The organism is Thermostichus sp. MS-CIW-23 (assembly GCF_054059455.1).
Genome location: NZ_JBSSCC010000028.1, coordinates 1 through 13,369, shown reverse-complemented (window position 1 = coordinate 13,369; position 13,369 = coordinate 1). Strand labels below are relative to the sequence as shown.

Below are 13,369 nucleotides of genomic sequence, written 5' to 3'. Positions count from 1 at the left end.
CAAGCTAAAGGGTTGGGAGGAGCACGGGGATCCCCTTTCTACTCTTGATCCAAGTGAGCTACGGGAGCTTTTTGGGCTTGAGCTGTTCGGCGTTTTTCGCTGCCAAATCGGGCAGAATCAGAGAGCATGACTCTAGTCAATAATAAGCTCAACTATACTGAAAATAATGTATAATATGTTCAGTACGGATTACTACCAGTTGATCTTTCTGTTTACTTTCGAGTCTGCCAACATGGTAGCCAAAGCAAAGCAGAAAATTGGTAGTAAGACGACACGGAAACTGCGCTTTGGGTATTCTACTCAAAGCTTTGCGGGATACCGCCATTCTGTTTGGACTCCGTCCCGCTAACGCGAATGGAAACAAACAGAATGCTATCGCTGCATAGTTGAACAGTGATGTTCAGCAGTGTTCAGCGTAAATGTATCAGAAGCTCGCGAGCAGATTAAAAAAACAGGATACGCTCGTAACAGCGGTGCAGAGCAGTATGTTCAGAGCCCACGACTCTGCCGGTTTGCGCCTTTTGATTGCGGTTGCCCTGTTGCTGGGGAGCATGGCCAGCTGGCGGCAGGATCGTCTTTTGGCAGTGATGGGCCTGGTGGGTGCAGCCGCCATCTCTGCCTTTACCCGTCCGGCCATCTTGGCCTACAACCGTGGTCGAGAACGGTGGCTGAACCGGGATTTGCTGGGGGCTATTGAACAGCTCAGCTTGGCTCTGCAACGGGATCCCTGCCTGGCCAACGCCTACATTTTGCGGGGAGAAGCCTACTTTGCCCTCGGCCAAGTTCCCCAAGCCTTGGAGGATTTCGGCCAGGCGACCCGGTTGGCCCCGCGGCGACCAGAACCCTATTTTTATCGCGGGCTGATTCGTCAATCTCAGGGGGATCTCCAGGGAGCAACGGCGGAGTTTGCTGAGCTGGTGCGCCTACACCCCAATGTCCCCCACCACCTCAGCTTGGCCAACCTGCTCATGCAACAGGGATCCCTGCCTTTGGCCCTAGCTCATCTGGATGAAGCCATTCGCTTGGATCCCACCTCAGCGCTTGCCCATTCCCAGCGAGCCCGTTTGCACAGCTACCTGGGCACCTGGGAGGCGGCTTTGTCCGATTGGTCGCAGGCTATTGACTGGGATCCCAGCCCAGCCCACTACTACCAGCGGGGGGTGACCTACGCCTGTGGTGATTACTTTGACGAGGCCATTGCCGACCTCAGCCGCAGCTTAGAAAGAGAACCCCAGCAGCCCAACGTTCTCTACATCAGGGGCAACCTTCTCTATGCGCTGGGGGAGATCAAAGCTGCTTTGGACGACTACGAGCGGGCCTTTCGCCTGGAAGCGGATATGAACCGGATTGACCTCTCCGACGAGTATGGCTTGTACGGACGAGGGCTGACCTACTGGAATATGGGAGATAAAGCAACAGCTTTTAAGGATTTGCAGGCAGCTTTGCAGGTCAGCCGCCGACATCACAACCTGGCCTTGGAGCAGCGGGTACGCCGGTCTCTGCTGCAACTGAGCGATCCCGACTGGGATCCTGCGCAATCTGCCTAGCGGGATTTGATTGATTGATTTGCAGGTGCCTCCCCTGACGCTGCGACTCCACGACGCTGCCGCTGAGGCCCAGATCCCGAAACGCCTGCAGCCACTGAAACGGTTTTCTGTTCCTGAGGCAGCGGGGGGCTGAGGCCAAAGCAGTAGCCGACATTGCGCACTGTGTGGATCAAGCTGGGCTGGCGCGGATCCCGTTCCAGCTTTTTGCGCAACGAGAGGATATGGGTATCGACGGTGCGAGGGTTATCGGTGGAATCCGGCCACGCTCGCTCTAGTAGCTCTAGACGAGAGACGGGATCCCCGTCCGCCTGCACCAGCACCATCAGCAGGCTAAACTCCTGGGGCGTGAGGTCGATCCCTTCCCCGGCCAGGGCAACGCGCCGTTGCACCAGGTCAATTTTGAGATCCCCGTACTGCAGAAAGGTGGGAGGAATATGCCGCTGTCGTCGCCGAGCCAAGGCTAGAAGGTGGGCATCCAGCAGTTGCATACTGAAGGGCTTGGTGAGGTAATCGTCCGCTCCTGCCTCCAGGCCGGCGATGATATCCGCCTCGGATCCCCGGTGGGAGAGTAGCAGAATTAACAGATCACATTGGCGATGGGCCCACTGGCACAGTTGCAGCCCGCCGCGGTTGGACAGCTCCGCATCCAAAATCAGCAGGTGAATGGGCTGGTGTTGCAGCAGAGTCTTTGCTTGGCGAAGGGTCTCTGCTGCCCAAACTTGGTGTCCGGCCTGTTGCAAATGCCAACACAGCAAGCTGCGCAGATGAGGGTTGCCTTCTGCCAGCAAGATGTGCAAGGGTTGCATGGCTGTTCGGTTGGGATCCCGCCCACATCATAGTGCTCCGCACCGCTGACGCGACAGTGCTATGCCTCCGGCACCCTACCGGGAACCGCACTGCTGTCCCAGTAGATAGCGAGTCACCTTGGACTCCGTCCCGCTAGCGCGAACGGGCAATGCTGTTCGCTTTTGGCAGCGCGCGGCGTTGTAGACTGACAATCTCTACCAAGACCAAGGTGCTCCGCACTGCTGACATGATGGCCGATTCTCTCCCCCCCATTTCCGAGCGCAAACAGGATCACCTGGACATTGTTCTGCAGCAGGATGTGGCTGCCAAAGGGATCCGCACCGGGTTTGAGCGGTTTTTCTTTGAGCATGTGGCGCTGCCGGAGCTGCTGTTGCCGGAGATCGACCTGAGCTGCGAATTCTTGGGAAAACGCCTACAGGCACCCCTGCTCATCAGCAGCATGACGGGGGGAACAGAGGCTGCCCATGAGCTAAACCGACAACTGGCCGCCGCTGCCCAACAGTTGGGCATTGCCATGGGGGTGGGATCCCAGCGGGCAGCCTTGGAACATCCAGAGCTAGCCCGGACTTACCAGGTGCGCCAAGTGGCCCCGAATATTCTGCTGCTGGCCAACCTGGGTGCCGTTCAGCTCAACTACGGCTATGGGGTGGAGCAGGCGCGACGGGCGGTGGAGATGATCGAGGCGGATGCGCTGATTCTGCACCTCAATCCTCTCCAGGAGGCGGTTCAGCCCCAAGGGGATCCCGACTGGCGTGGATTGTATGGCCGCATCGAACGGTTGGTGGCGCAGTTACCGGTGCCGGTGGTGGTGAAGGAAGTGGGCAATGGCCTCAGTGCCAAAGTAGCCCAGCAGCTGGCCGAATGCGGCGTGGCAGCCCTGGATGTGGCGGGGGCGGGCGGCACCAGTTGGAGCGAGGTGGAGGCCCATCGCCAAACAGATGCTCTCAAAAAACGCATTGCCCACAGCTTCAGGGACTGGGGGATCCCAACGGCTTTGTCCCTGCTGGAAATTCGTCGCCTGCTGCCGGACTTACCCCTGGTGGCCAGCGGCGGCATCCGCAATGGCATCGACGCGGCCAAAGCTATCCGTCTGGGAGCCGATGTGGTGGGTATGGCCGCCCCCGCTTTACACGCCGTCTCCCAAGGACAGATGCAGGCAGTGGTGGACACCTTTCGCGCCGTGATCGAGGAGCTGCGCATTGTTGCCTTTTGCACTGGATCGGCCAACTTGGCTCGGCTGCGACAAGCTACCCTGCGGCGGCAGGATACTTGGGATCCCTTGCCCTAAACTCCAAGCACTTGCCACAAACTGAGGGTCAATACCAGAGCCCCCAGATGATAGGGCCACTGTATGCTTTGTCGAGATGCTTTGTCGAGCTATTTTGCCGGTCAGCACCCAGGAGAGAACCAGAGCCAAGATAGCGTGGATCCCTGGAAAAACCGAATCACCGCCCGGTAAACCTGCCAGAGATAGAAAGAAGGGATCCCGGCTGGGAGAAAGTTGCTCAGGTTACCAGCAGCACCTAACCTGCCTCCATCTGGACGGTCAAGGCAAGTGCAATTGTCGGCTAATCCGCACCATCGGCCCCAGTCCCAGTCCCGTTGGGTTCAAAGCCTGCATCTCAAACAGGGCCAGAATGTGGCGCACTTGCAGCTCTGGACGGGCAGAATTCACTCCCATTGCCACCACCAAGCCGCAATAGCCACCCGTATCGCGGCAACGCCGCTCCCAGCGCTTGCGAGCCATGGAGTGGACGGGATCATCTTCGGGAAACTCCCCAAACAGGTGCAGGTCACGATTGCCCGTTTGCACAATTTCCAGGTCGTAGCGATCGCCATCGAAGGGATCCACCCCTGTGTTGAAACAAACGCCCTGGGGCCCGCCTTCCCCACGCAAATTCTCGATGAGCTGCTTTGCTTTTGATCGAGAGGTGCGCACAATCACCACCGGCAGCCCTTCTCCATTTTTCACCAGCTTGCTTTGGGGGAGAGGATGCCATTGCCCCGTGCGACGCAGCATTTCCACCGTTGTCCACGGCAAGACCCCTAGACCTATCTGCGCGCCCTCGGGCACCAAATCATCCCGCAGCAGGGTTTGGGCAGGTTCTTCCTCCTCCCCTTCCAGCTGCAGCAGCTCTTCAGCCACGTCCGGCAGAGTGCGCACCTGCACCGAAAGGGTTGCTCCCTTCTCTTGGGGGTTGGGAATGCGGTACCGGCCTTGATAGGAGCGAAAGTCATCTTCCAGCTTGCGGTGGTACTGCTTGAAGAAGCGATGCAAGGCTTCCAAGGCCACCGATAAGGCCGCCGCCTCATCCTCCTGCAAAGTCACGCGCAAGCCTTCCAGGGGGTGAATGGTGCCGAAGTTCGGCTCAATTTCCTCGGGATCCAACTCTGCCAAGTCCAGATCCGGCAGTTCGTTGAGTTCAGGATTGCGAGCTTGGAAGGTGAGATAGAGACAATCTTGCCTGAGGAAGGCTTCCTCCATCTCTTCGGGAGTATCCGGCTGGCCCGCATCCTGGCGAAACTGTTTAAGGGAGGGCAGCGAGCGATAGAAAAGTACCCCATACTCCATGCCCAACCGCCCCATCACCGAGACATAAAGGGTTTGGATGTCCCAGTGATCTAGGTCGATGGCCAAGATTTGGTGATCCTCTAGGTAATCCCAGGGAGCATCTCGCCAGAGGGTAAGGGCTTTGCCGGCCAGCAACTCAACATAGTGTTCCGGCAGAGGGGGAGGGATCCGTTCGTTGGCCTCTTCAAAGCTCTGAAGGATCTCATCGATTAGAGGCAATTCCGGCTGGCATTCCACCTTAATGTCCAGCTGGTGCAGAATGCCGCGCAAGAAAAATTGCACCTCTCGATCCCGCACGATGATCTTCTGGGGGCGAGCAGGTGAGGCAGCATGGGGCCGCTCCATAGCCATGATCAAGGTTCGCACCATCGGCTCAAAGCCAGAATCGGCGGGCACCACCTCCATGGCCCGTACCACGCCCTGAACGCCATCTACCCAAAGAATGCACTCCCCTTCCGTTTGGGATCCCACGGGTGGCGATCCTGAGAGCTTGTGACGATCCCCTTCCCACACCGAGGGTACCTGGGGCAGCTTTTGCAATCGACGAACCGTAGCGGCTGGGAGACCGGACATAGACATCCAAGAAGAATCAGGAGAACAATCCAATCGGCTGAGTAGGTATGCCAAACTGAGCAGGGAACGGCCTTGGCCTCCTGTCAACAAGACCCAGGGATCCCGCTAATGCCAATCTAACCACCAGTGTAGAAGCTGAGTTCGGCTTCAGCGAGAGGAGACAGCAGAGCCCAGCTCTATAGCAACAAAAGCTGATGGTCAGATTCGAACTGACGACCGCTCGATTACAAGTCGAGTGCTCTACCAACTGAGCTACACCAGCAATTTGGCTTTACCAAGCCTAGCATTTTCCAGGATTTCCCCTTGGCCTTGTCCTGTGGATCCCAGCACCACAAGAGAAGGGCTCGGACAGTTGCTGCTGAGAGCTTCTCCAGAGATGCAACCATAGTCATCTCAAATAGCCAGCTTGCTCCCTCAATCCCTGGCCGCCCTCTCCCTTTGGGAGGGCAGAAGCGGCTCGGAGCGTTTGGGCAGCAGCCTAGAGCCCTTGGGGAGGGCCTTGATCTTCTCTAAATCTAATCATAACTCACCCATCCGACTTCAAGAGTCGGCTACTGCCGATCCACTGCCGGGCGAGCAATGGGAGCCAGGTAGATCACCAAAGCCCCTGCCAGAAACCCCAAGACGTTGCGCAACACCGGGATCCAGTCCTGCGTGCGTGTGACCACCGGCCCGATACCGAAGGCCCCGAACAGAATGAACCACAGGGGAGAAATGAGCAAGGCCCAACGCCAGTTAAACAGCTCCTCCGCATGGCGGGGCTTGCCGGCAAACCCGAAGACAATCCCGCCCAAAATCGAGGTCACCAGCGTTAGGATCCACTGCTCCTGAGGCAGGCCGGGCACCACGCGGCAGCCTCCCTGATGAAAGCAGCGATCCAAGACATCAACGGTCTCTAAGATGGCGCGGTGGGTGCCGTGCTCCCGCACATAGAATTGGTTGCCAAAGCGAGATTGCAGCTCAATCCAAAAGGTACGTGGCAAGATCTCGCGCACAGCATCCCCCACATTAAACGCCAGCAAGTTGCCCCCCCTGGGATCCGCCACCATCAGAACGCTGCGCTCATTCAAGCCCCAGTATTCCTTCACCTGACGACCCGGTGTTTGGTCGAACTGAGTCAGCACCCGCAGCTTCCAGCCGGTGTCTTGCTCTAACTTGTTCAGATGCTGTGCCAGTTGAGCTTCCTGATTGCTGGTCAACTGATCCGCTAAGTCCAAGACCGGCACGGGCGGCTGAGGCAGCTCCATCGGCACCACCGGCAGGGCAGGTTGCGCCCAGGTCAGGGATCCCCCGCCCACCGCAATCAACAGCCCAAGGCAAAAGCCCACCCCAACGCGGAGTATCCGTTGCCACTCGATGCTCATGCTGATCCCTCTCTTAGCTTTGACGCTGAGATACTGAGAAATGATGTTAAGAAATGTTTCAATTTCTTATAGATCTATCATGCACCGGAACAAGACGTTTGGCCAGAGGGATCCCGAGGAAGCAGCGGTGGCGAGGGCGATGTTTATATCAAGCTGGGGCTGAAGGTGCCGGCAGGGTCAAATTGCTGCTTCAGCTTGCGCATTAGGCTGGCAGCCGGGCCAAAGTCATGGGCAAGAGCCTTCTTCAGAGCTGGCGGAGCCTCCAGAAGCAGGAGAAATCCGCCTGCGGACTTGAGGTAGCGCTGCAGTTGCATTAGGGATCCCACTTCTGGCTGAACCAGCCAAGCCCGCCCTAGCCCACAGCCTCGGTGCAGTTGCACCTGAGCCCCAGGAAACAGGGTTTGAAACTGCTCCAATGTTGCCAGGCTCTGATTGGGCAGGCACCCGAACTTGGCCAGCACCGCCCCTGAGCCGGGTTGAGGCAGGGGCAGAGAGTCGGGATTCACTTCCTGCAAAGTCAGCCCTGCAGGGGCCAGCCGCCGCGTTTGGGCCATCTGTTGGGCGATTGCTCGCTCCGAGCCGTGAAAGCTGAGCCAAACTTGGGATCCCTCTGCCCTCAGCCAGAGATCCACCCCCACAGGGTTAACGGGGCCGGTCAGCACCTGCCGACACAAAACCTCCAGCTCCGGCAGGGATCCTGTAGCCAGCAAAGCAGACTGAGCTGCCGGCAAGGGGTAAAGCCGCAGGCTCACCTGGGTCAAAATTCCCAAGCTGCCCAAGGATCCGGTGAACAGCTTCATCAGGTCATAGCCAGCAACATTCTTGACAACCCGCCCGCCCGCTTTGGCCACTTCCCCATCCGCCCGCACCCAGGCTATGCCCAGCAGCAAGTCGCGGATCCCGCCGTAACGCCAGCGCAGAGAACCCGTATCGGCAGTGGCGATAATGCCCCCCAGGGTAGCCCGCTCCGGATAGAGGGGATCCACCGGCCACCATTGCCCCCGCTCGGCCAAGATGTGTTGCAGTTCCGCCAAAGTCATGCCAGCTTCCACCGTGACGGTGAGATCAGCAGCCGCATGGTCGATGAGCCGGCGTAAGCCGCGCGTGCTGAGAACCAAATCCACCGGCTCCACAGAGTGGGCCCAGCCCCACTTGCTCCCCTGCCCCAGCGGCAGCACTTTCCGCCCTTGGCACTCCTTTAAGATTCCGGCCAATTCCGAGACCGTTGATGGAGTCTGGATCGGCAAGGGATCCCCTGGATCAGATAGCAAGGTCGCCAGTGAATGGGGAGAAGACATTGGGGAAAGCGAAGCAGAGATTAAACAGAAGCAGAGATTAAAGAGAGAAAACCTGTCCAAACCAGCCCAATTGCGGGGTTATCCCACCCTACCTCAGTCTACAGCCAGCAAAAATCTCAGCTTGGAGAGATGACCCTCAACCAGAGCCAGCCTTCAATGTGGTACCGCCCTTACACAGGTCTGCCGAAAATCTCGGAACCAAAGCTCCGCCTCGTCACTGCTCACCCTGAAAGATCCTGAAGAGATCCATAAGTCTACACAACTTTCTTTCCCCCGCGAACTAGTATTTGATAGCGGTGGGAAGTCCGTGCACAGCGGATCGGGCTCCATAGGCAAAAATTTTGTAAGCCCTGTAAGCAATGTAAACAAAAACAAAAAACGGCAACAGTAGAAAACGTAGTCTGCAAACGCTGTGGGCGGATTGTCTGCTAGGGTAGATGCTCTCTGTATTGGGGAAAAGCAGTCGTGAGTGCGATTAGCAACATCATCTTGGTGGGTATGGGGATCCTCCTGACCCTTGCCAGCCTTTGGTACGGGCAAAACCACCATCTGCTTCCCGAATCTGCTGCCGAATCAGCCCCCTTGTTCGACAGCCTCTTTAACAGCACCATAACCATTGCCACAGGGATCTTTTTGGTGGTACAGGGTGTACTTCTCTACTGTATTGTCCGCTACCGCAAGCGGCGAGGCGACAAAGGCGATGGGGATCCCAGTCACGGCAATGTGCTGCTGGAGATCGTGTGGACGGCGGTGCCGGCGGTGATCATTCTTTGGTTGGGCTTGGCCAGCTTGGATGTTTACCAGGCCATCTACGGGGGTGCTGATGTCGGCGGGCACATCCACGCAGCCATGGCGATGGAGTCTTCCCACGAAGCTGAGGCGGGGGATCCCGGCTACGCTTATACCCCTGTAGTGCTACCCGGGAAGGAAATGGGCCAGCCGGATCTGGTCGTCCAAGTTCAGGGCATGCAATATGCTTGGATGTTCACCTACCCGGATTCCGGCCTGGTGGCCAGCGAGCTGCACCTTCCTCTAAACAAGCGGGTGCGCTTGGATATGACGGCTCTGGATGTGAACCATGCCTTCTGGGTGCCGCAGTTTCGCCTCAAGCAGGATGTGATCCCGGGCCGAGAGACCCACCTGGAGTTTGTGCCCACTCAACTGGGGCAGTACCCCATCATCTGCGCAGAGCTGTGCGGCCCCTATCATGGGGTGATGGCAGGGCAATTGTTTGTGGATACGCCGGAAGACTTCGAGCGCTGGCAGCAGGAGCAAGTTTTGGCCGCCCGTGGCGAGGGCAGCACCTTGGCCCTCGTTTCAGATTTCTCGCCAGTCCATCCCTCTCCTCGGCCAGGCTCCCCTGAGGCCGAGTCTGCCTTTGCCCATGTCCACCACCAGCGTTTGGGCGTCTCCCCCTCAGATTTGAAGTCTCTCCAGTCCCATTCTGGATCCCTTCCTTCCGCAGGCTAGCTGGGATCCCTGACGCCCCTTTGGCCTGCGCTTGTGGGAACAACATTCTGCCAACGCGATATAGGAGCTTTTGTGCAATGACCCAGCTGCAAGACAGCCCAAGACTTGTTGCTGCACCGAAGGTTGAACTTGAACTTCCTGCTGAGCCTTGGTGGCGCTTCTTTACCTTCTCCACCGATCACAAGGTCATCGGGATCCAGTACTTGGTGACCACCTTTTTCTTCTACTTGGTGGGAGGGGCGCTGGCGACGGCAGTACGGGCAGAGCTGGCTACTCCAGAGGCCGACTTTCTCGGCTTTGAGCGGTACAACGGTGCCTTTACCCTGCACGCCACGATCATGATCTTTTTGTGGATCGTGCCTGCTTTGGTGGGGGGCTTTGGCAACTACCTGGTACCGCTGATGATCGGGGCGCGGGATATGGCCTTTCCCAAGCTGAATGCGGTGGCCTTCTGGCTGGTTCCGCCCACAGGGATCCTGCTTTTGGCCAGCCTGTTCATAGAGGCTCCGGCTGCCGGCTGGACTTCCTACCCCCCCCTCAGCTTGATCAGCGGCAAGGTGGGGGAAGAACTCTGGATCCTGAGCATTTTGTTGGCAGGAACCTCTTCCATCCTGGCGGCGGTTAACTTCATCACCACCATTCTGAAGATGCGCATGCCCGGCATGAAGATGGAAGACATGCCGCTGTTTTGCTGGGCCATGCTGGCAGCATCTATTCTTACCCTCATTGCAACACCGGTTTTGGCTGGTGCGTTGATCTTGCTCAGCTTTGACCTGTTGGCGGGTACGGCCTTTTTCAACCCCAGCGGCGGCGGGGATCCGGTGGTGTACCAGCACATGTTCTGGTTCTACTCCCACCCGGCGGTGTACATCATGATCTTGCCGGTCTTTGGCATGATCTCGGAGATTTTGCCGGTGCATGCCCGCAAGCCCATCTTTGCTTACAAAGCCATTGCCTATTCCAGCTTGGCCATCTGCTTTTTGGGGTTGATCGTCTGGGCGCACCACATGTTCACCAGCGGCACCCCTGACTGGATGCGGGTGTTCTTCATGATCGCCACCATGGCCATTGCCGTTCCCACTGGGATCAAGGTGTTTAGCTGGCTGGCCACTTTGTGGGGCGGCAAAATCCACTTCCGCTCGGCCATGCTGTTTGGCATGGGTTTTGTCTCGATGTTCGTGATCGGCGGCTTGAGCGGGATTATCCTCGCCTCGGTGCCTCTGGATATCCACGTTCACGACACCTACTTTGTGGTGGCCCACCTACACTACGTGTTGTTTGGCGGCAGCGTCTTTGGGATCTATGCCGGCATCTACCACTGGTTCCCCAAGATGACGGGGCGCATGTTGAATGAGTTTTGGGGGCGGGTACATTTTGTGCTGACCTTCGTCGGCTTCAACATCTGCTTTCTGCCGATGCACAAGCTGGGCCTGATGGGGATGCCCCGCCGGGTGGCCCAGTACGATCCCCAATTTGCCGACCTCAACTGGATCAGCTCGGTGGGGGCCTTTGTTCTGGCCATTTCCACCCTGCCCTTTTTGGTTAACGCCATCTACTCCTGGGTGGCCGGGCCAAAAGCTGGGGATAATCCTTGGCAGGCCCTGACACTGGAGTGGACAACTTCTTCTCCCCCGCCCCATCACAACTTTTATGGGGATCCCATTTTGCTGACCGGCCCCTATGACTACGGTTTGCACAGCAAGGAGACGCTGGACTACTTTGCTGCTCAGTTGCAAACCTTGCGGGAGCTGGCGCTGGCAGAAGCGGAGCCTACTTCTTCTTAGCAGGCCGGATGCCCGGTGGGCGGCTGATCCCCTGCTCACTGGGTATTCCAGTCTTGGCTGGGCTGCTTGTACAGCCTCAAGAAGTCTCAGGAATTCAGGAATTTAGGTGGAAAGGAATATGCAAGGATCCCTTGCCTCTGAAACGCTGATGGTTGGCCACTCAAGGGCCCACACTGCCCACGCTGAGCACCCAGATCATCGCGTCTTTGGCATCTTGATGTTTTTGGTGGCAGAAGGCTGTCTTTTCCTAGGGCTGTTCATGGCCTACCTGGCCTACAGCCTCACCGCTCCTGTCTGGCCGCCGGAGGGAACCCCAGAGCGGGAATTGCTCTTGCCCGGGATCAACACGGTGATTTTGCTCTCCAGCAGCTTCGTCATTCACAAAGCTGGGTCGGCCATCAAGGCCGATGATGTCAGGGGTCTGCGGCTGTGGTTTGCCCTCACAGCGCTGATGGGGGCGGTTTTCCTGGCAGGGCAACTCTATGAGTACAGCAACCTGGAGTTTGGCCTCACCACCAATTTGTTTGCCAGCACCTTCTATGTTTTAACGGGGTTTCATGGTCTCCACGTGATGGCAGGGTTGCTGTTTATTCTGGCAGTGCTCTGGCGCTCCTTTAAACCCGGCCACTACAGCGCTCAACATCATTTTGGCGTCGAAGCTGCCGAGATCTACTGGCACTTTGTGGATGGGGTTTGGATCGTGTTGTTTATTCTGCTCTACTTGCTCTGAGCTCGGCCTTCACCCAATATAGCCACGATTTGGATCAGCGCTTCTTGAAAGGCATCTCGTTCCGGCTGTCCTTGCTTGAGGTTGTATTCCAATTGCAAAAGCTGCTGCATTGCTTTCAGTAAAGCTGTGGTCTTCAGGGATCCCACCTCTTTTTGCAGAAAGTAAACCCGATTGGGATTCCCGATTTCTGCTTTCTGGGCGATGACCTTGGGATCCCGTTCTCCCTGATCCAGCAGCAGCCGCACCCATAGCCAGGTGCGAAATTGGCCCACCAACACCGCCAGAACCTTCAGAGCCGGCTCGTTGTGATCCAGCAGATGGGTCAAGATGCGTAGGGCTTGTTCCAGATTCCCTTTGCGCAGGGATCCCGCCAATTGAAAGCTGTTGTAGGCGCTGGCGGGAACTAACGCCTCGACTTGTTCAGGAGAAATGGGATCCTGTTGACCTGCCGTAAACAGGGCCAGCTTTTCCAATTCCATCGCCAAGCGACGGGAGTCATTGCCCACCGCCTCGGCCAATTTCTGGGCGGCTGCCGGGCTGAGGGCCAGATCCCGTTGTTCAGCTTCCCGCTGCACCTGCTGGAGAATGCCCTCCTCATCCCAAGGGGCCAGTTGCGAAAACTCGCGGACAATGGCCGTTTTTTTGAGGATTTTGGTGGATTTCAGGCGCCCATCCGGTTTGCTGCTGGTGGTCAAGAGCAAATGGGTGGTGGGGGGCAACTGGGCCAGTGTGCGCTCCACTTCTTCCCACAGATCTTCCGAGCAATGGTGGGTGAGCGTCGTCTCTTCCAGCCAAACCAAGCGGGCGGTGGATCCCAGCGGCGGGGTCATGGCTTGGTTGAGCCCGGCAATCGTGGATTCCGGCGGCAGGCGATCGTAGTTAAAAGCAGCCCAGTGGGGATCCAGCACTTGGTCGCGCAACTGCTGCACCGCCTGCATCAGGCGATAGGTGTCATCTCCCCAGTACAGGTAAACGGGCACGCTTCGACCGAGTGATTTACGAGATGCTTTTCCCCTACTTCCTCCATTTTGCGTAGGTCAGTTCCCCTTGTCTAAGCGGTTTGGCCGGGATCCCTGCTCAACTTGGTGGAGGGAGTCAGTCCAAGTAAACTACCCGACACCCGCGCTACGCGCAGGGTGCGGGCTTTATCCCAATCCCTAGCGGCCCCAGAGGACAGCTAAGTTTCGGAATTTCAGGCGAGTTTACAGTCGCCCCAAGGAGAGA

At 57.6% G+C, this 13,369-nt stretch carries 10 protein-coding genes and 1 tRNA gene; 5 read left to right on the top strand and 6 right to left on the bottom strand.

Annotation, left to right across the window (positions count from 1 at the left end; genetic code table 11):
• The first annotated feature begins 485 nt into the window (after positions 1 to 485).
• Positions 486 to 1,547, top strand: a complete 1,062-nt coding sequence (locus ACVW0B_RS10325; RefSeq protein WP_457491617.1) for a tetratricopeptide repeat protein — start codon at positions 486 to 488, stop codon at positions 1,545 to 1,547.
• On the opposite strand, the gene ACVW0B_RS10320 is transcribed toward ACVW0B_RS10325, so the two are convergent.
• A complete protein-coding gene (locus tag ACVW0B_RS10320; RefSeq protein ID WP_457491616.1) occupies positions 1,544 to 2,353 on the bottom strand; it encodes a response regulator transcription factor in 810 nt (269 codons plus the stop codon). The genes ACVW0B_RS10325 and ACVW0B_RS10320 overlap by 4 nt on opposite strands.
• 230 nt (positions 2,354 to 2,583) lie before the next feature.
• Here ACVW0B_RS10320 and fni point away from each other — a divergent pair, with 230 nt between their 5' ends.
• Positions 2,584 to 3,642, top strand: coding sequence for a type 2 isopentenyl-diphosphate Delta-isomerase (gene fni / locus ACVW0B_RS10315; RefSeq protein WP_414344467.1), 1,059 nt, complete (start codon positions 2,584 to 2,586; stop codon positions 3,640 to 3,642).
• 258 nt (positions 3,643 to 3,900) lie between these two features.
• Here the strand turns inward: fni and ACVW0B_RS10310 are convergent, their stop codons facing one another.
• The 4 genes from ACVW0B_RS10310 to ACVW0B_RS10295 form a co-directional block, all read right to left on the bottom strand.
• Entirely contained in the window at positions 3,901 to 5,499 is a 1,599-nt protein-coding gene (locus tag ACVW0B_RS10310; RefSeq protein WP_457491615.1) for a DUF6930 domain-containing protein, read from the bottom strand.
• Positions 5,500 to 5,688: 189 nt separating this feature from the next.
• Positions 5,689 to 5,761: transfer RNA gene (locus tag ACVW0B_RS10305), tRNA-Thr, on the bottom strand.
• Positions 5,762 to 6,050: 289 nt separating this feature from the next.
• Complete coding sequence (locus ACVW0B_RS10300; protein WP_457491614.1) at positions 6,051 to 6,863, bottom strand: TPM domain-containing protein; 813 nt, start codon at positions 6,861 to 6,863, stop codon at positions 6,051 to 6,053.
• 143 nt (positions 6,864 to 7,006) lie between these two features.
• The gene (locus ACVW0B_RS10295) at positions 7,007 to 8,110 is read right to left on the bottom strand and encodes an FAD-binding oxidoreductase (protein WP_457491613.1); all 1,104 of its coding nucleotides are present in this window, start codon (positions 8,108 to 8,110) and stop codon (positions 7,007 to 7,009) included.
• Positions 8,111 to 8,626: 516 nt separating this feature from the next.
• Here ACVW0B_RS10295 and ACVW0B_RS10290 point away from each other — a divergent pair.
• The 3 genes from ACVW0B_RS10290 to ACVW0B_RS10280 all read left to right on the top strand — a co-directional run bounded on the left by ACVW0B_RS10290 (position 8,627) and on the right by ACVW0B_RS10280 (position 12,145).
• Positions 8,627 to 9,631, top strand: coding sequence for a cytochrome c oxidase subunit II (locus tag ACVW0B_RS10290; protein ID WP_414421297.1), 1,005 nt, complete (start codon positions 8,627 to 8,629; stop codon positions 9,629 to 9,631).
• Between the two features lie 77 nt (positions 9,632 to 9,708).
• A complete protein-coding gene (ctaD, locus tag ACVW0B_RS10285) occupies positions 9,709 to 11,415 on the top strand; it encodes a cytochrome c oxidase subunit I (protein ID WP_011434241.1) in 1,707 nt (568 codons plus the stop codon).
• A 118-nt stretch (positions 11,416 to 11,533) separates the two neighbouring features.
• Complete coding sequence (locus ACVW0B_RS10280; protein ID WP_011434242.1) at positions 11,534 to 12,145, top strand: cytochrome c oxidase subunit 3; 612 nt, start codon at positions 11,534 to 11,536, stop codon at positions 12,143 to 12,145.
• Here ACVW0B_RS10280 and holA read toward each other — a convergent pair.
• A complete protein-coding gene (holA, locus tag ACVW0B_RS10275) occupies positions 12,133 to 13,125 on the bottom strand; it encodes a DNA polymerase III subunit delta (RefSeq protein ID WP_011434243.1) in 993 nt (330 codons plus the stop codon). The genes ACVW0B_RS10280 and holA overlap by 13 nt on opposite strands.
• Between the last annotated feature and the right edge of the window lie 244 nt (positions 13,126 to 13,369).